Annotated in this window: 17 protein-coding genes; 10 read left to right on the forward strand and 7 right to left on the reverse strand. The window is 62.5% G+C overall.

What is annotated here, in order from left to right; genetic code table 11:
- Positions 1-8: 8 nt before the first annotated feature.
- The 9 genes from N1028_RS15775 (at position 9) to N1028_RS15815 (ending at position 8,542) form a co-directional block, all read left to right on the forward strand.
- Positions 9-974 (forward strand): PDR/VanB family oxidoreductase, encoded by a 966-nt coding sequence (locus N1028_RS15775; protein ID WP_259530346.1) that lies wholly within the window; start codon positions 9-11, stop codon positions 972-974.
- 27 nt (positions 975-1,001) lie between these two features.
- Positions 1,002-1,571, forward strand: a complete 570-nt coding sequence (locus tag N1028_RS15780; protein WP_259530347.1) for a cupin domain-containing protein — start codon at positions 1,002-1,004, stop codon at positions 1,569-1,571.
- On the forward strand, positions 1,568-2,329 hold the full coding sequence (locus N1028_RS15785) for an SDR family NAD(P)-dependent oxidoreductase (RefSeq protein ID WP_259530348.1): 762 nt from the start codon (positions 1,568-1,570) through the stop codon (positions 2,327-2,329). The genes N1028_RS15780 and N1028_RS15785 overlap by 4 nt, the downstream gene beginning before the upstream one ends.
- Positions 2,330-2,370: 41 nt before the next feature.
- Positions 2,371-2,796 carry a nuclear transport factor 2 family protein gene (locus tag N1028_RS15790; protein WP_259530349.1) on the forward strand — a complete coding sequence of 142 codons (426 nt, stop codon included), beginning with the start codon at positions 2,371-2,373 and terminating at the stop codon, positions 2,794-2,796.
- Positions 2,797-2,964: 168 nt separating this feature from the next.
- Entirely contained in the window at positions 2,965-3,714 is a 750-nt protein-coding gene (locus tag N1028_RS15795; protein ID WP_259530350.1) for an SDR family NAD(P)-dependent oxidoreductase, read from the forward strand.
- 175 nt (positions 3,715-3,889) lie between these two features.
- Positions 3,890-4,567: a TetR/AcrR family transcriptional regulator gene (locus tag N1028_RS15800; RefSeq protein ID WP_259530351.1), complete on the forward strand. Its 678-nt coding sequence runs from the start codon at positions 3,890-3,892 to the stop codon at positions 4,565-4,567.
- A gap of 491 nt (positions 4,568-5,058) precedes the next feature.
- Complete coding sequence (locus tag N1028_RS15805; protein ID WP_259530352.1) at positions 5,059-6,528, forward strand: MFS transporter; 1,470 nt, start codon at positions 5,059-5,061, stop codon at positions 6,526-6,528.
- Positions 6,525-7,391: an SDR family NAD(P)-dependent oxidoreductase gene (locus tag N1028_RS15810; RefSeq protein WP_259530353.1), complete on the forward strand. Its 867-nt coding sequence runs from the start codon at positions 6,525-6,527 to the stop codon at positions 7,389-7,391. Before N1028_RS15805 ends, N1028_RS15810 begins: the two co-directional genes overlap by 4 nt.
- Before the next feature lie 140 nt (positions 7,392-7,531).
- On the forward strand, positions 7,532-8,542 hold the full coding sequence (locus N1028_RS15815; RefSeq protein WP_259530354.1) for an alpha/beta hydrolase: 1,011 nt from the start codon (positions 7,532-7,534) through the stop codon (positions 8,540-8,542).
- Positions 8,543-8,722: 180 nt separating this feature from the next.
- Here N1028_RS15815 and N1028_RS15820 read toward each other — a convergent pair whose 3' ends face one another.
- The 6 genes from N1028_RS15820 to N1028_RS15845 all read right to left on the reverse strand — a co-directional run bounded on the left by N1028_RS15820 (position 8,723) and on the right by N1028_RS15845 (position 16,506).
- Positions 8,723-9,331, reverse strand: a complete 609-nt coding sequence (locus tag N1028_RS15820; RefSeq protein ID WP_259530355.1) for a GDSL-type esterase/lipase family protein — start codon at positions 9,329-9,331, stop codon at positions 8,723-8,725.
- Between the two features lie 25 nt (positions 9,332-9,356).
- Complete coding sequence (locus tag N1028_RS15825) at positions 9,357-10,133, reverse strand: SDR family NAD(P)-dependent oxidoreductase (protein ID WP_259530356.1); 777 nt, start codon at positions 10,131-10,133, stop codon at positions 9,357-9,359.
- A gap of 95 nt (positions 10,134-10,228) precedes the next feature.
- On the reverse strand, positions 10,229-11,455 hold the full coding sequence (locus N1028_RS15830) for a family 1 glycosylhydrolase (protein ID WP_259530357.1): 1,227 nt from the start codon (positions 11,453-11,455) through the stop codon (positions 10,229-10,231).
- A 91-nt stretch (positions 11,456-11,546) separates the two neighbouring features.
- Positions 11,547-12,566: an SDR family NAD(P)-dependent oxidoreductase gene (locus N1028_RS15835; protein ID WP_259530358.1), complete on the reverse strand. Its 1,020-nt coding sequence runs from the start codon at positions 12,564-12,566 to the stop codon at positions 11,547-11,549.
- Positions 12,567-12,615: 49 nt separating this feature from the next.
- Positions 12,616-15,078, reverse strand: coding sequence for a glycoside hydrolase family 3 N-terminal domain-containing protein (locus N1028_RS15840; protein WP_259530359.1), 2,463 nt, complete (start codon positions 15,076-15,078; stop codon positions 12,616-12,618).
- Positions 15,079-15,180: 102 nt separating this feature from the next.
- Positions 15,181-16,506 carry an MFS transporter gene (locus tag N1028_RS15845; RefSeq protein ID WP_259530360.1) on the reverse strand — a complete coding sequence of 442 codons (1,326 nt, stop codon included), beginning with the start codon at positions 16,504-16,506 and terminating at the stop codon, positions 15,181-15,183.
- A gap of 282 nt (positions 16,507-16,788) precedes the next feature.
- Here N1028_RS15845 and N1028_RS15850 point away from each other — a divergent pair, with 282 nt between their 5' ends.
- Positions 16,789-17,412: a TetR/AcrR family transcriptional regulator gene (locus N1028_RS15850; RefSeq protein ID WP_259530361.1), complete on the forward strand. Its 624-nt coding sequence runs from the start codon at positions 16,789-16,791 to the stop codon at positions 17,410-17,412.
- 187 nt (positions 17,413-17,599) lie between these two features.
- Here N1028_RS15850 and N1028_RS15855 read toward each other — a convergent pair whose 3' ends face one another.
- Positions 17,600-18,199 carry a hypothetical protein gene (locus tag N1028_RS15855; RefSeq protein WP_259530362.1) on the reverse strand — a complete coding sequence of 200 codons (600 nt, stop codon included), beginning with the start codon at positions 18,197-18,199 and terminating at the stop codon, positions 17,600-17,602.

Consider the following 18,199-nt stretch of genomic DNA (forward strand, 5'->3'; position numbering starts at 1 on the left):
TGTTCCAAATGGAAGCCTACGAAACCGAGTTCGAGAGCTTTGTGGTCACCCACGTCCGCGACATCGCGGACCGCGTGAAATCCCTCCGGTTCGAACCGACCCACCGCCGCCCAGTGGTCCCGTGGGCACCCGGCGCGCACCTCGACTTCCGCTTGGGATCAGGATTGGTGCGCCAATACTCCCTCTGCGGCGAACCATCCGATGACCGCGGCTACACAGTCGGAATCCTTCTTGATCCGGCCAGCCAGGGCGGATCAGAGGCCATGCACCGGCTCGCGGAGGGTGACACCATCGAGATTCGAGGTCCGCGCAACAACTTCGAGCTCGTTCCGGCATCTCAATACCTGTTCTTCGCCGGTGGAATCGGCATCACGCCCATTCTTGCCATGGTGCGGAGCGCCGCGGAATCGGCGGTGCCTTGGCGTCTGGTCTACGGCGGTCGCAATCGCTCATCAATGGCGTTTCAAGACGAGCTGCGTGCAGCTCGCGGCGGAGAGCTCAGCATCATCCCCGAGGACACCGACGGCCGTGCAGACTTTGCGCGCGAACTGTCGCTCGCCATACCTGGAACGGCAATCTACGCGTGCGGTCCCGCGCCGATGCTCGACGCACTGGCCGCATCATGCTCGGCGCTCGGCCTCGAGGCACAACTCCATGTCGAGCGTTTCAAAAGCTCTGGTGAAGTGCACGCGCACCAGCCCGCGGATGGTTCCTTCGAGGTCGAGCTGGCGCGCACCGGAGAGGTCATTCCCGTGTCGGCGACTCAGTCGATCGTCGACGCCATCCTCCCAGCTCGCCCGAACCAGCCCTACTCGTGCCTCGAGGGCTACTGCGGTACGTGCGAGACCAAGCTGCTTCTGGGCGAACCCGATCACCGCGACGAATACCTGTCAGACGATCAAAAAGCTGCGAACGACACCGTCATGCTCTGCGTCAGCCGTGCAAAAGGCCGCCGTCTCGTTCTTGACCTGTAACAACCATTCAACGAAGAAAGGATCATCATGACAACCGACACCCCCCCGGCCGCCCGGCCATCCATCCAACCCTTTACCTACGTAGACGCCCCGGAGCTCCTCGAATCCGGGGTCATGGAGTTCAAAGAGATTCCTGAGGCGTCTATCGTCAACGCGACTGACGACTCCATGGGAGTGGGCCTGTTTTCGAAGGTCCTTTTCCGCGACGTGCCCCCTGAAGGATCCGACCGCACCGACGGACTCAGCCTCGTCCACGCCTGGCTCGCTCCTCACTTCGAGCTCCCGCCCCACAGCCATGATGGTGACTGCCTGTACTACATCGCGTCTGGCACCCTGATCCTTGGGAAGCGCACACTGGGCGCCGGCGACGGGTTCTTCGTGCCGAAGGACTCGCCCTACCGATACACGGCAGGACCGGAAGGCGTTGAGGTAGTGGAGTTCCGCACCTCGATCAAGTTCGACTACAAGTTCGCGGACAGCAACGATGCTCGCTGGAAGGACCGCTACGCGTACGCCACCAGCCACCGCGATGAGTGGGTCTCTGCGCGCGACGAATTCCTGAAGGACAAGACCTCTGAAACGGACGTGACCGCATGAGCCGCGCGGTAGTCGTCGGGGGGGCGTCCGGCATCGGATTCGCCACCGCACAGGCGCTGCACGACGACGGGTTCGACGTGACGATCGCGGACGTCAACCTCGAAGCGGCACAGGCTGCAGCAACAAAGATTGGTGGCGACACCTCGGCGATCACGATGGACGTGACCAATGAGGAATCCGTCGCGGCCGGCTTCGCCGGAATCACCGACCTGGCCGCGGTTGTCAGTTGTCCGGGCTTGACCTTCGTGGGGGCGCTCACCGAACTTTCGTTCACGGCGTGGCAGAAGACCGTCGACGTGTGCCTGACCGGAACGTTCCTGGTGCTCAAGCACGCCGGGCTGGCAATCGCTGAGGGTGGCAGCATCACCGTCATCTCGTCCCTCAACGCACGTCAGCCAGGTACCGGAATGGGTGCCTACTGCGCATCCAAGGCCGGAGCCACGATGCTCGTGGAAGTGGCTGCGCTCGAGCAGGGAGTACGCGGAGTCCGCGTCAACGCGATCCAGCCAGGCAGAGTCGAAACCCCGATGACGGCAGGTTCGGAGATGGTCCCCGGGCTGCTCGAGCAGTTCAACGACAACACCCCCCTCGGCCGCTCCGGTCAGCCGAAAGAGATTGCCGACGTCGCAGCATTCCTCGCGTCGGACAAGGCGACCTGGATCACAGGAGCAACCTTCGACATCAACGGCGGCGCCCACCTGCAGAAGTACCCGGACATGCTGGAACTCACCCGGCCGTTCGCCTCACAGCCGGCCTAGTCACCTATCAGCCCCCTACAGACTTTGCAAAGGAAGACGTTATGACTGACACGAAAGATATCGACGAGCGATCTCGCGAACTCGCCCTGCACTTCTACGATCACTACCTCACCCTCGATCCTGCAGTTTACGAGCCGATCGTCGAGCCGGACGCCTATTACAAGGTCGGGCACACCGAGTACTTCGGCCACGAAGGCTTCGCAACGGTAGTGAAATCGATAAAGTTCCTCTACCCGAACGGCCTCACTCCCGAGATCACCGACATCATCGTCGACGGCTACAAGGTTGCGCTCAAGGTCACCACGCGGGCGGTCACGAACGCGGGGCTGGACTACGAGAACTTCTACGCTGTCCACTTTCGGTTCTCAGAGAACGGCAAGGTCGCCGAACTCTACGAGTTCCTGGACTCGGCATACGCAAACGAGAAGTTCTCGTACGAGGGCTTCGTGGAAGCGCTTTCCAGCTGATCCAGCGCCCACCCGGCAGGTCCACAACTCGGGTGCGGCGTCGCGAACCCTGGTCACTCTTCCTGATGACGAAACAGGGCCGCGACGCCGCACCCCGCATTCATCACCGACCACCCGAACACGAAGCTGATCTGGCGCCCGCGGGCTGCTGGACATGAAGGGTAGAACATGTTCGTACTCGATGGAAAAGTCGCGCTCGTCACCGGCGCCGGCCAGAATGTCGGCGCAGGAATTGCCCGCACACTGGCAGCTCAGGGAGCCACCGTCATCGTCAACGACTTCCACCTAGACCGCGCAGAGCGAACTGTCGCCGCGATCGTCGAAGCCGGAGGGGAGGCAAGAGCTCTACGTTTCGATGTCTCGGATTTTGCTGCGGTTGGTGAGGCGGTCGCTGACATCGCCTCGACCGAGGGACCCGTAGACATCCTCGTGAACAACGCCGGCACCGGGGGCCCCGAGCGGCTCATGCCTATGGAGCCATTCGCTGCCACCTCGCCAGACGACTGGGCCACGATCTTGGCGCCGAACCTGTACGGCGTCTTGAATTGCTCCCGAGCCGTTCTGGGAGGCATGATCCAACGGCAACACGGCCGAATCATCACCGTGTCATCCAGTGCCGGTCAAGAGGGCCTTCCTATCGGTATCGCCTCATACTCCGCGGCCAAGGCTGGTCAGATCGGATTCATGAGAAGTATCGCCGCCGAGAACGCCAAGTACGGGATCACCTGCAACACCATCTCGCTCGGACTGGTCCTTGAAGACGCCAGCGCGCTCCAGCACTATGCAGACGCAATTCCTCTTGGCCGAGTAGGCAAGCCGGAGGACCCGGCGTATTTGGCCGTGTATCTCTCATCAGACGAAGCCGACTGGATCACCGGTCAAACAATCGGAGTCAACGGCGGAAGTCTCATGATCTAGAAGGGGCCTCAGCCGCCACCGTCCAGTTGCTCCGGAACATCACGAGCGAGCCGCAGTGACGGTGCCCACGGCGCTACCAGACGAGGCGCTCACGTGAGGTGCTCTCGGTTCACACCGGCGTACCTCGCGAGGGGGACGGCCGGCCGGTAAACGACTTGACGGTAGGATTCTCGGCATGTCCACTGCAAAAGTGACAGCCCAACGAAAAATCGGGTCCCGGCGAGCCGAAATTCAGGATGCTGCTGCAACGCTGTTCGCCCGGCAGGGGTACAGCGGAACAGGGATGGAGCAGATCGCCGCCGCCGTAGGCCTCGTCCCTGCAAGCCTGTACAACCATTGGCCTTCGAAGCAAGCAATTCTGGCCGAGATCATCGTGACCTACGAGGTCGAAACGCTTGAGGCGTTCAATCGTGCCATCAGGGACAAATTGACGGCAGGTGATGCGCTCTACGCTGCGGCAACGACCCGTCTGAGTTACCTCCTCCGGCATGGGCGGCAAGCTGCCATCACGGATCGCGAGAAGCTCTTGCTCGATGCGGAAAGCCTGACCAGGGTGCACGGACTCCAGAACGCCCACTTCACAGGACTACGGGCTCTCGTGGAGCAGGGCCAACGACAAGGCGAGTTCGACCAAGACACAGACTCCCTGTTTGCAACAGTCGCGCTCCTGGAAATGGGAACCCGCCTAGCCACCTCATTTCTCCACCAAGCCGAGTACCCCTCGTGGGGCGAGGTCTCCGGCGCGGGGACGGTGCTTCAGATGTCAGACGGGGAAGTGCTGGCAAACATGGATGAAGCTTCAGCGCAGTACGCCACGATGGCGCTCCGCATGGTCTCTCACCACCCGGCCTAGAACCTCGATGCCAAGACCGGTCCGCAGTTCAATTTGCGGCAGCGGCAATCGATAAAGCCGGCCTGATTCGGCGAGCATGCTTCCTGATGGGGCATCCGACGAGAGATGCTGCTCTCGCACGACGACCAGGTCAGCTCGGATCGTGCCAAGTGAATCACGGGCTGAAAATCGCCCTTGACCAAGACGCTGAACGGCAGTAGCTTACGAATCAGCATTCGCACGAATCATCGTTCGTAGTGTCTGTCATAGCTCTATTCCAGTAACACGCACCCGGCCTACGCAGTAGCCCCGGTGCTGCAGCACAACAGACCCGAGAGCTCGCTTTTCCGTTGGTGACAAGACCAATCGGCAGACGAGCGTGTGCTGCAAATACCCGTCCAGTCACTCGCCTTCACCGCTGAAGAACCGACAGGACACCTCGTGGTCAAAGATGACCGGGAGAGACGCAACGCTTGCTCTCAGCGCATGCGTTGCCAGGACAGAGGCTTCCAATGACACAAGACAGCCAGCCCAAACCGCCCGCCGAGAAGCGACGGCCAAAACCAGGGCTATTGATAGCTACACTTGCGCTCTCCGTGATGTTGAGCGCGTTCGAGAGCTCGATGGTCTACGTCGCTCTGCCCTCCTTGATCGGAGTCTTCGACGTCGGTGCGGACCAGATCGCCTGGACCGTCACCGTGTATCTGCTCGTATCCGCCTCCTCAGCCGCACTCGGCGGTCGACTTGGCGACCTGTACGGCCGACGACGCGTGCTCATCATCGTGTGCATACTCGCCGGTGTGGGATCGATCGTCAGCGTGGTTGGAGGCGGGCTCGCGATGCTCATCCTCGGTCGAGCCATCCAGGGCACGGCGGGGGCCGTCTTCGGACTGGCTTTCGGTCTCGCCCGCGAACACCTGCCCTCCAAGCGGGTCCCCGTTGCCGTCTCCCTGATTGGCGGGTCTGCACTTCTCGCCGGAGCCGCCGGTGGGCTGATCGCCGGCTCCTTGCTGCAATTCTTCGGCTGGGCATCGATCTTCTTCTTCGCCGCCCTCTTCGCTGTCGTGACCGTCATCGTCAGCCTCATCGTCCTGCCACGGGACACAGGGGCACGGAAGCGAGGGCCACTCGACCTCATCGGCGCCGTCGTCATGCCTGTCGCCATCAGTGCGATCCTGCTCGCCATAACCCTGGTTCAGACCGTAGGAGCTGCGAGCATCACGTTCATCGGCCTTCTCGCTTTCGGAATCGCAGCGCTCATCGGATGGGTGATCTGGGAACTACGGGTCAAACACCCCATCGTGAATGTGCGGCTCTTCAAGAGTCGCTCGGTGGCCGTACCAATGGGCTCAGCCTTCCTTCTCGCGCTCGGGCCCGCCGGCGGATCCGTGATCGTCCTTCAGATCATCCAGCAGTACCCATTGGGCACAGACGGGGGACTGGGACTCTCTCCGGCGACCGCAGGTGGCCTCGGCGCCATCGCAGCAGTACTGGCATTTGCGCTGAGCCCAGTTGGCGGAATGATCGCGCGTCGGCATGGTGCTCGCAGCGTCTTCATCCTCGCTGCTGCCCTGCAGACATTTCCGCTACTGCTCGTGATCTTCTTCCTTGGCAACTTCTGGTGCACGATGGCTGCCGTGCTCTGCGTCACGATCGGGAGCGCGCTGAACGTGGGTGCAATTGCGAATGTCCTGTTCGATGCGGTCTCCGCCGCGAACTCGAGCGAGATCACGGGAACCAGCACCACCGTGACAAGCATCGGACTGTCCGCGGCAACCGCAATCGCCGGAGTTGTGCTGGCCCTGTTCGCTGCTCCGGAAACGGGTCTCATCTCCGGGACCGGCTTCCTCGTCAGCCTCGGGTACATGACGGTGATCGGTACCTTGAGCGTCTTGCTGGGGTTCTTCATTCCGAAACGGAAAGCATCAGAGCACCCGGCCGAGGGCGAGGAACTCGTCACCACTCTGCCAGGCGCAGCGTGAAAGAGGGTACGGGCACCGCGCGAAAGGCCCTTTGGGTCGACCTGGCCAGCAACAAGTCCACAGAAGGCGCGAACCGAAAGGAACTGATGTCCTACACACACCCCAAGTCGCTCGAAGGCAAAGCAGTAGTGGTCACGGGAAGCGCCCGTGGGATTGGGCGAGGGATTGCTCGTACCCTCGCACGCAATGGGGCTCGGCTGCTGGTCACCGACATCCTGGCCGACGATCTCGAGACCCTACGCGAGGACATGACAAGCCACGGTACCGACGTGCACAGCATCGCGGCAGACCTCCGAGAACCTGATGCGGCCGAACGGATCATCGAAGAGGCTTATCGCAAATTTGGAGCCGTCCATGGTCTCGTCAACAACGCAATGGCCATCAAGCCGCCGTCACCGTTGGAATGTCAGACATTGGCTGATTTCGACCTCGCTATAAGCACCGGTCCTCGAGCAACGTTCGCTCTCATGAAGGCGGCCTACCCGCATCTTGTCAGCGCAGGCGGGGGCTCCATAGTGAACTTCGGATCCGGCGCCGGCGCTGCAGGAGAACCCGGTTTCGCCTCGTACGGTGCTGCCAAGGAGTCGATTCGTGGACTGTCTCGAGTGGCCGCGCTCGAGTGGGGTGCCGACAACATTCGAGTCAATGTCGTCCTTCCTTTCGCGCGGACCGAGGGAACGGACTATTGGGAGCAGACTGACCCAGAAGCATTCAATGCGGCCGTCAACGCCGTACCCCTCAAGCGAATCGGGGACAGCGAGAAGGACGTCGGTGCGCTGGTTTCGTTCCTGCTGAGCGATGATTCGACCTACCTCACCGCACAGTCAATCTTTGTTGCGGGTGGATCAGGCGTTTCGAGGTAGTCGTGTAGCGGGGGAGGCAACGTGTCGTCCAGCTTCCCGACTCGCTCGTCGCTGAGCCCTTCCACCTCAATCAGGCCGAGGTCAGCCGGCGAGTATTCCCGACCAGATGCCACAGCGACGCAGCTAAACCAGGAGAAATCATGACCCACCACGATCGGCACGTCTTTCAATCATCAGCGCATAACAGACTCGGTTTTCCTCCGGTGCCAACAAGTGTCAGCGAGCAGGCGCAGGGAGCGCTATCTGTTCCCACCAGTGGAGTTGACCCGCGCTATCCCGATCTTGCGGACGCGGCAGGTTGGATGGGCTACGTGCAAGCCATGGGTGCTCTCGTCCGACCGTATTTCGAGGCTACCCTCCCGTCTCGCGAGTCTTTCGACGTGAGTACCGAGACGATCAACGGAGTCGTGACTTATGTCCTCCGGCCGACGGCTGTCGGTGACAGCCCGGAAGGACCTCTGTTCATCGAGATCCATGGCGGTTCGTTCTACTTGGGTGGTGGAGACCTTGCGTGGATGGCTGGAGCCGCTCATGCCGTCGGCCGAAGCGGAGTTACATGGGTGCCCGATTATCGGATGCCTCCTTCGCACCCGTTCCCTGCCGCACTCGATGACCTCATTTCTGTGTATCGGGCGGCCCTGAAAGCTGTTGGCCCGCATCGAGTCATCGTCAGCGGCACCTCTGCCGGAGGAAACCTCGCCGCCGCGCTGCTGGTTCGTGCCAATGATGAAGGTCTCCCGATGCCAGCCGGACTCGTCCTGATCACTCCTGAGGTCGACCTCACCGAATCTGGGGACAGCTTCGTCACGAATGATGGGATCGATACGGTGCTTGCGTCACAGATGACGCCGAACCTGTTGTACGCAGGCGGCCAAGATCTCGCGCACCCGTATCTTTCGCCATTGTTCGCTGACCTGTCCGAGTTTCCGCCGACGTTCCTGCAAAGCGGCACGCGTGATCTATTCCTTTCCAATGTCGTCAGGATGCACCGGGCCTTACGTCGTGCAGGTGTCACTGCGGAGCTGCATGTATTTGAGGCCATGCCACACGGCGGGTTTGGCGGGGCTGCACCGGAAGACGTAGAGCTCCGTGCAGAAGCCCGCCGGTTCGAATCTGCGCAGCTCGCGCGGACGGCTTCACGGCCGCAGTAAGCGGTCCGACGTGGGGGCGCAGTTGAGGTAGGGGCGACGTCCGCTGCCGCTCTTCCGATGATCATGTTCCCAGACCTGCCCCGGCCGGCGCGCCTCGGCAGCCTCGTCCTCGCGCTCGCCCTGATCGCGGGCGGCGGCTGGCCTGCGACCGGGTTGTTGCCGAAGGATTGTCGCGGGTCGCTAGGGCTTCGTGGAGGGTAGGAGAGGGCGGAGCACGTCGGTCCAAACGCGGTAGCCGGCCCCGTTGAGATGAAGCCCGTCCACGGTGAGGGCGCCCCGCAGAGAGTCCCTGTCGGCAAAGGTCGGCCAGAGGTTGAGGTACTCGGCACTCGGAGTGCTTCCGGCGATCCGCCGGTAGTTCGCGTTCACGTCTTCGATGCGGGTGCGGTACTTGGCTTGGCGGGGCATGACGCTTTGCAGCACGATTCGTGCATCCGGTGCGTGGGTGCGAACGGCCCGGAGGATCCCCTCAACGTCGGCGACGATCTCGTCGGTCTTGCGGCCACGGCCGATGTCGTTCGTTCCGATCAAGAGGAAGACGGCCGCCGGAGCGTGACGAACTGCTACAGCAATGCGCTTTCTAACTCCTGCGGACGTGTCGGCGCTTATGCCACGGTTGATGACACGATGTTCCGGGAACCACTCATGCCAAGCGCCGCCCTCGGTGATGCTGTCGCCGATGAAAGCGATTGCCCCGGTGGGCGGATCGAGTTCCACGAACTGCGACACCTTCATCCGGTGGGCGGGCTCGAAGAATTTGCGATCAATGAACTTTCCAATGAAAGACACGGAGAATTGTCCTTTCAGCTCGGGGTTACCGGTGAATACCTGCTCCGCCGGCCACGTGGATCGATTGAGCGGTGAGGAAGGTGGCATCGTCGCTGAGGAGGAATGACACCAGGGCGCCGACGTCCTTTTCGACGTCGCCGATCCGCTTGAGAGGAACGCTGTTCATCGCGGCGTTGTAACTGGCTGGGTCCTGCTGCTCCCAGATGCGTGCGCCTTCGCTGTTGGCGAAGGGTAAAACGACGTTCACGCGAATGTTGTCTGGTCCCCATTCCACCGCCGCGACGCGAGTGAGTCCTCGGATGGATTCCTTCGCTGCGCCATAGGCGGCGAATCCGATCTCTCCTGCTGACCCTGCGCCCGAACCGAAATTGACGATGGAGCCACCTCCGGCTGCCACGAGGTGGGGGTGTGCAGCCTTCATGAGCTGGAAGGTTGCTCGCGGGCCGGTGTCAGAAGCTAGGTCGAAGTCGTCCGTTGTTTGCGAGGTGAATGGCGAGGCGGGATTGATGGCGATCGCGTTGTTGACCAGTCCGTCGAGACGTCCGAACCGGTCGATTGCAGTGCCGACGATCTGTTCGGCCGCATCAGGCTCGCGCAGATCGATGGCGATGCTGTCCACATCTGCTCCGAGCGCTGCGAGTTCCTCGCGAGCCTCGGCGACAGCATCGTCGAGGATGTCGGTGAGGATCAGCTGTGCGCCATTGCGGGCGAGGGTGCGCGCGATTCCACGTCCGACTCCTCGCCCGCTGCCGGTGATGATGACGGCTTTACCGGCGAGTGATTCTGAGTGGGTGTACGACATCGAGAAACTCCTTGGGATGAATCGACGGATTGTCTAGCGGGATCGAATGGTTTCGGTGGACACGTCCCCCGGCATCCATCACCCCGTGAGGCTGTCTACTTCGAAGTGTCAGACAGCGACGTACCCTGTGTGCGGGCGACTTGACCGAGCCAGGAAAGGCTGGGCTTGGGTTTGCGCTCGAAGGTTTCGCGGTCGACGGCGATGAGGCCGAACGTAGGGTGCCAGTGGCCCCACTCGTAGTTGTCGAGCAGACTCCAATGAAGGTAGCCGCGGACGTCGGCCCCCTCGCCGATGGCGGCGATCATGCCCTGCAACGCTCCGGTCGTGTACTCGATTCGGCGATTGTCATCGGCCGTGGGTATTCCGTTCTCGGTGACGAGGATGGGGAGGCCTGTGACCTCCCATGTGTGACGGATAGCCATGCCGAGCGCGTCGGGACGGTAGGCGGCGCCGGTCTGAGTGTTGTCGGGGTGTTCGGGGTGGGGGACGATGCCGTTGGCGTCGACCTGCTGGCTGGAGTAGGACTGCACGCCGACCCAGTCGTCTCCGCGGGAGCCTTCGAGGTAAAGGTCTTCCTGGTCGTAACGAATGTGGGTGAGCTTGTCCTCGTTGCCGGGCGTCGAGGTCAGGGCAGCATTGGCGATCGTCCAACCGATCTTCGCGTCGGTGTGCTCGCGCAGGATACGGCGGGCTGCGTGGTGGATCTCGACCATTCGGTGCCCGATTCGAGGTTCGGGCGTGGGGAGGTTCGCGGCGATCCGTTCGCGCTGAGCTTCTCCGTCGACGGTCGGGCTCTGCCATTCACTGATGAGGCCGGATGTCATCGCTTCGCGGATCATCACTGTCATCGCCTGCATGTTGGGTTCGTTCATCGTGGCGACCCATGTGACCCCGTCGAGGATCTGGGTCGCGGCAGTGACGAAGAAGCTGAACCGCTCGACGGCGGTGTCGCTCATCCACCCTCCCTCGTTCGCGAACCACGCCGGAGCGGTGAAGTGCTGAAGGGTGATCACCGGTTCCAGACCGAGTTCGAAGGCGGTTTCGATCATCCGGCGGTAGTGAGCCAGCTCGGCTCGCGAGATCTGACCGGGGCGCGGCTCGATGCGAGCCCACTCGATGCCGAAACGGTAGGCGTTGAAGCCCGCTGCCGCGAGCAGTTCCATGTCTTCGCGGTAGCGGTGGTAGCTGTCGACGGCGTCTCCGCTGAATTCCATTCCAGCCGCGGCCTCCAGCGCCCACCAGTCGCTGTTGATGTTGTTGCCCTCGATCTGGTGCGGCGCGGTTGAGGCACCCCACAGGAAAGTGGAAGGAAGATCGGTCATTTCAGGATCCTTTCGAGATCGAAACCGCCGCGGCCGAGGTCGCCCGGGGGTGTTGTTGTCGCGGGTTGAGTTGGATGAGGAAGTCGTACGGTCAGCCGGCGGCTGATCGTGTGGAGTCTTTGACAGACTGTTCGGCGATCCACGTGAGATCAGGGATGTGGCCGATCTCGAGGGCTTTGAGGAAGAGCCTCTCTTCGCGTGGCTGGCTTTGTTCGAAGACGTCGAGTAGCTCACCGGACGGCGCGGTCTCTCCCATGATCTGGTCCCAGTTGGCGACAACGTCTTCGCTGGTCAGGTCCGGGTTGAAGTACCCGCGGGTGCCCGCCAGGAAGACGCGGGCGATGCGCCCGCCTCCAGCGGTGAAGGCTTCTCCTGTCGTGGGCGCGTTCTCGTGGAGAAGTGGGGCTATCGCCGTGGCGACTTTGTCGGGTTGAAGGGTGCTGCGCATGAAGGTGATGAGTTCGGTTTCCTCTCCTCCTCCGCTCGCTCCGACTGTCTCGGTGAATGCCCACGGCATCAGGGTGTTCGCGATGATCCCGTGCTCTTTTCCGGCTGCGGCGACCTGACGGGCTGCGGCGAAGACCGCCAGCTTGGACACGGCGTAGTCGAGTTCGTATCCCGTTGGCCCGTACCAGAATCCCGTTCCGACTGCAGAGGAGGTGAACAGGATGCGGCCGTAGTTCTGTTCGACCATGTGCGGCCACGCGGCCCGGTTGAGTTGCAACGACCCACGCACGTTGATGTCGAAGTACATATCCAGCCCCGGACTCGGCGCGTTGTGGACCAGTTCCGAGCCATCCATGACCTTGCCGGCTGGGACACCGGCGTTGTGGATGACAATGTCCAGGCGTCCGAATTCCTCGATCGTGCGGGCCACGAGAGCTATCGCGTCGTCGTCGTCACCGATTCTGCCGCCGACGGCTATTGCTGTGCCGCCCAGAGCGCGGATCTCGTCCCGGACGTTCTCAGCGCGCTGCACATTGGCAGGAAGCTCGTTGACGACCACCGTCGCACCCCGGCTTGCAAGATAGCGGGCGTGGGCTGCACCGATCCCTATTCCCGCCCCTGTCACGATCGCCACACGACCATCGAATCGAAGCTGCTCTGTCATCGGTCCTTCTCCTTCATGTTCTGTGCTGGCGTGTTCATCAGTGAGCTGGTCAACGTCGAAACTTCGGGTCTGGGGTGGGATTCAGTTGCGTTGTCGATGCCTTGCTGAGGTACGAGCGCTGGCCTTCCAGGTCCACAGTGTCGCCCGTGAGCGTGAACGGTACGGCCGCCATGACCTGATCCGAGCTGGACCCGACGCGGACGGCGGCCGGCCCCGGTTCGACGACGAAACGACCGTCGATGCCGGTGAACCCGAGCTGTGAGGCCTGCACCGTGCACGAGAAGGAACCGGTCTCCTGAGGGGCGAGCATTGCTCGGGCGAATCCGACGAGCTGCAGTTCTGGCCTGGTGATTCCGATCACAGCCTGGGAGATATAGAACTGGACGATCTCCGAACCTGCCCGCTCCCCCGTGTTGGTCACCTGGACCGTGATCGTGACGGCGCCGCCGTCTGTGGGCACCGTGTCGGCGCTGACCGTCGCGTTCGAGTACTCGAATGAGGTGAAGCTCGCGCCGTGCCCGAAGGGGTAGAGCGGACTGTTCTCGAGGTCGATGTAGCTGCGGAACATGTCACCGTCGCTGCGGCGGTAGCCGCTGCCGCGCTTCTGGCTGTAGTACAGCGGCACCTGCCCGGTCGCGCGGGGGATCGTGTAGGGCAGCTTCCCGCTCGGGTTCGCGTCACCGAACAGCACTGACGCGACGGCCTGCGATCCGTACGGTCCGGGGTAGTAGGCGACGAGGGAGGCGGCGAGCAGCTCGTCGACGTCCGCGATCGCGTAGGGGCGACCTTGGTAGTACACGCCCACCAGGGGGGTACCGGTCGCGGAGACGGCCCGCACCAGTTCGACCTGATGCGGGGGAAGCTCGATCTTTGCGGCGTCTGTGCCCTCGCCCTCGGTGATTCGCGTACCGAACCACCCCCCGCGGCCGCCGATAGCGAGAACGACGATGTCCGCTGCTGCGGCTGCCTCAACAGCTGCCGCGACGTCCTGAGGATCGTCGGGCCGGATGTTCACGCCGATCGTGCTGGTGACTTCGCTGGTCGGTGAGACGGTGCGCAGAGCTTCCGCGAGATCCATGGCGCCGTAGGAGTGGCGAACGAGGGCGTCTGTGTCGATGCTCATCAGCTGCGCGTACTGCTCGGCACGTTTCACCGCCTCCTCGGGACTGATCTCCGGTGAGGAGTCCGACATCGTACTCACCCCGGCCATCCGGGATTCCCCGGTCATGATCCCCTTCGTCATGTCCAAGCTGGAGGGGTAGGTGTAGGCAGCGAAGTTGACCATGGCGGAGTCGGCATTGGGGCCGATCACGGCGATGCGCACCCCTCGCTGGAGTGGCAGTGTGCCGTCGTTCTTCAGAAGAGTGATCGACTCCTCGGCCAGCGACCGGGACAGGTCCTGCCCCTCGGCAGCGATCCGGTTCAGCTCGATAGGGTCTTCGTTCACGTAGGGGTTCTCGAACAGGTCGAGTGCGAACTTGTCGACCAAGACGCGACGAACGGCCTCATCGAGCACGCTCTCGTCGAGGCGGCCGTCTTCGACAGCGTGCACGAGGTGTCCGCCGTAGCCGACGACGGAGGGAAGCTCCACATCGAGACCTGCGGTGAGCGCGAGCAATCCTGCGTCTGCAGCCGTCGGCGCGATGAACTGGCGGGTCGCGAGCCATTCAACGGTGCTGTAGTCCGAGACGACGCTACCCGTGAATCCCATGCGATCGCGGAGGAGCTCGGTGAGAATCGCGTGGCTGGCACCCACCGGGACGCCGTCGATCTCAGAGTAGGAGTTCATGACGCTGCCGAGGCCGGCGAGCTTGATGGCTGCTTCGAACGGCGTCGCGTACACGTCGTACAACTCCCGCTCGCCCAGCTGCGTCGCCGCCATGTTCTGGCCCGCCTCAGTCATCGCGTAGCCGAGGAAGTGCTTCGCCGTGGCAAGCACTCCTTCGCGAAGGTCGTCGCCTTGGAGCCCGCGCACGAAGCCGACTCCCATGGCGGTGGTGAGGTAGACGTCCTCGCCGTAGGTTTCGTGCACACGGCCCCACCGCGCGTCACGAGCGATGTCCAGCACAGGCGAGAGAGCATGAAGGGACCCGACGGAACGCATCTGTCGGCTGATCACTCGCGCCATCTCCTCGACGGCATCCGGGTTCCATGTTGCGGCCAGCCCGATGGCTGTGGGGAAGGACGTGTATCCGGGTGCGAGAAAGCCGTTCAGCGCTTCGGCGTGGAACATGGCGGGGATTCCCAAGCGAGTGTTCTCTCGCAGATAGTGCTGCACCTTGTTGGTGATGGTCGCAAGGTTGTGGGGAGATGCGGCCCCCATCATGGCAAGGTTCGAAACGTGCCCGATGCCGTCCTTCATGATCTCGTCGAGGACTTTGTCGTCAGGGCCGTCTGGCCCCAGCAGGGCGGTCGGCATGATCGCGGACACCTGCTGAGCTTTCTCTCTCAGGGTCATGCGACCGAGCAGGTCGTTGGCCTGTTCCAGGGGAGACAGGGACGATTCAGGCATGTAGGGCTCCGTTGAGTGGTGTATCCGTACCGAGAGAGCGGCCGCGTCGGCCGACGAGGGTGTGAAGCGGCTCCGCATAGCTAGCGGGCCGCCTCACACTCGTCACATGGTTCGGATGCTGGTGGTGGACAGGCTTGCGCGCTTTCCGACGCTGATGGGGATGATGGCGAGGGCGCCGAGAGCGGCGAACGCCGCGCCCACGAAGTACACCCAGGAGTAGTCACCGCCGGCCAACGAAAGCACGGCTGCGGCAAGGAACGGGCCGATGGCCTGGGGGACGCCATTCGCGAGGAAGAAGATGGAGAGGTAGCGCCCGTTCTCGTTGCCTTCACTCGGCAGGACGTCAAGGAGCAGAGCCTGATCGACCGACCCGTAGACCCCTAGGCCGAGAGAGGTGAGCAGACTCCCAATGACGAACTGCGGGATGCTGGTTGACGTGGCCACGGTCAGAGCGCTTGCTGCAAGGAGCCCTGCGGCGATGACGAGGAACGGCTTGCGTGACTTCAGCTTGTCCGACAGGAACCCGCCACCGAGCGCCCCGAGGGCTGCGAGAGCGACACCCATCAGGCTGATCAGCGCGGTCAGCGACGCGACTTCCGCTGTGCCGAGCTCGAACCGCGCCATCAGCAAGTAGACGGTGTACAGGGTGGTGAGGGCGATGAAGCCGTACACGAGGACTTTGCTGACGATCACCCAGCCGAAGTTCGAGTGCTTGCGGGGATTGAAGTAGAACCCCTTTGCCAGAGCCGAGAACCGGAGCTCCGGCACCGTGCCCTCGAACTTGGGATCCTTCATCGCCAAGACGAACCACACCGCCCCGAGCACGGCAATTCCGGCGGGGACGAGGAACATCAAGCTGACGTTCGAGGTGAACATGCCTGCCAGCACGATGCCCAGAATCGGGCCGATCTGAGTGAGGGCGCCATTGATGCCCATCACCTTTCCTCGCTGGCTCCTCGGAAGACGGTCCCCCAGGAACGTGACCAACGTCTGGTTGGCCAAGGAGTAGCCGCCCAGTCCGATGCACCATCCGATGATCACGAGTGTCGTCGATTCGGAGAACGCGATGACGATGCTTCCCACCGTTCCAAGCAGAACGCCTCCGACGAACCAGGGCCGGCGTCGCCCGAAACGGGATCGCGTGCGGTCGCTCAACACACCGAAGACCGGGTTCGTGAAGAGCACCAGCGTGCTGGCGATACCGAGCGCCAAAGCCAGCACGGTGTTCTGGTTCTCCGGGTCGATGGAGCCAACCTTGACCGCCAGCGAGAACCCGATCGGGACGACCAGTGCCATGAAGAGCGTCAGCTGTCCGACAAGAACAGCCGCTAGCTCTCCACCTCTGATCTTTGGACGATCGTCCGGGCCGTCACTCGATGCAACGTTCATCTCCTCCGCCCCTTGCACGGTGGCTCCGGCGAAGCCCATGGGCGGTGTCGTCTCAGCCAGAGGTATTGAGTCCCCGGGGTGGTCGGTGTTTGTCAACAGAACTCCTTTGTTCAACGGTGTCAGCACGAAGTGATGCGCCTGCGAACTCGCCAACCACTGAGGCGGGTCATTTAGGCAGCAGGTAGAAGCAATGTCGAATCACGCTTCGGGTTTCAATTCCGATAAGATAACACGAATCTCGAATTGCGTTACGACTTTTTCGGATAGGGTCGATCAGGGTCGCCGCCGGAGACCTGGCCAAATCGACGGACAGGAGCATTCGTGACAACAACCGTTCGGGCTACACCTCCGCGACGGAGCTACGCCAAGAGTGCTGCCATCCGACAGAAGATCCTCGATGCGTGCATCGAGGAATTTGGTCAGGTGGGCTTCTACGGCGCCACCATGAAGGACATCGCTGCCCGCGCCGGGATGAGTCATACCGGCCTGCTCCATCATTTCCAGAACAAGGAGTCGCTCCTGGTCGCGGTTCTTGAATACCGTGATGAACGGAGCACGGCTCTTACTCGCGCGGCAGCGGAGCGTCTCGGCAACACCCCTGAGGGTGCGGTTCGCTCGATGCTCGAAGCGGTCGTCGCTAACGAGCTTGAACCGGGGCTTGCCGCCCTACATGCCTCGCTTTCGGCCGAAGCGACCTCCTCAGCTCATCCCGCCCACGAATACTTCAAAACGCGCTACCGCATGTTCCGTGGCTACTACGAGCAGCGCTTCATAGAAATGGCCGCCGAGGGGCTTCTCAACACCTCGATGACACCGCGCGCTCTCGCTTTCACCTTCGTAGCAATCCTCGACGGCCTTGAGATCCAGTGGTTATACGACAAGGAAGAATTCCGAATGGAGGACGTTTTCGAAGAATTCTTGTCCTCGATCAGTCCCAGCCAGTGAACTAATCCAAGTAGCACACTGCGAAACTTGGCCATTCAGCGCTGCGGTTCAAAAAGAGAGGCGAGTGGTGGATTTTCCCGCCCCGGGTGTCTCGTGAATCTCTAGATTCTCGAGACGAGAGTCCCTGGTCGTCCGTCAGCCTGATCGTGGAAGGGGGGCGCGGCAGGCGGCACCACTCCCAGACGGTTTATCCGACGGTGCGGTTGATCGCCCGCTGCACGAATTCCTCCAGCTTGCCGAGGGCACGAAGCCGGAGCGGGCGCTTCTTTGCCGCGCGGGTGGCGACGGTGGTGCGCCAGTCGTCGCGGTGTTCGGCGATGGGTGTACGCCGGTCGCCGGTCGTGGTTGCGTTCTCGTAGGGGCAGTAGGGCCCGGAGATCGCGGGGGAGTGTTCGAGGAGGTGGGTGGAGAGGATGTAGCGCAGCGGTGCCGGCACGCCGCGGCGGCCGGGGTGGGCGGTGAGGCTGACGAACTGTGCCAGCAGCGCGCTGCTGACGCTCGCCGACAGCGCTGCGACGTTCTGTCGGGAAGGCGCCTCCCGGTTGGCGCCCATGATGTACTCGAAGTCGTCGAGGAGTTCGAGTTTGTCGAGGGCGACGTCCCCGGGCACGAGTTGGCCGATGCAGGCCATGCAGGGCCGGCCGGGGACGAGGGTGTGGGCGCGCCAGATCCCGTTGCGCATCCGCCCATCGTCGAAGGTGTCCAGGGTGATGCCGCCGTCGATGACGGGGATGAGGTCGGCGTAGGCGATCGTGTCGCTCGTTCCGAAGGTCCACCAAGGCGGCAT

Origin of the sequence: Herbiconiux oxytropis, from assembly GCF_024979315.1 — a bacterium.
GTDB lineage: Bacteria > Actinomycetota > Actinomycetes > Actinomycetales > Microbacteriaceae > Herbiconiux > Herbiconiux oxytropis.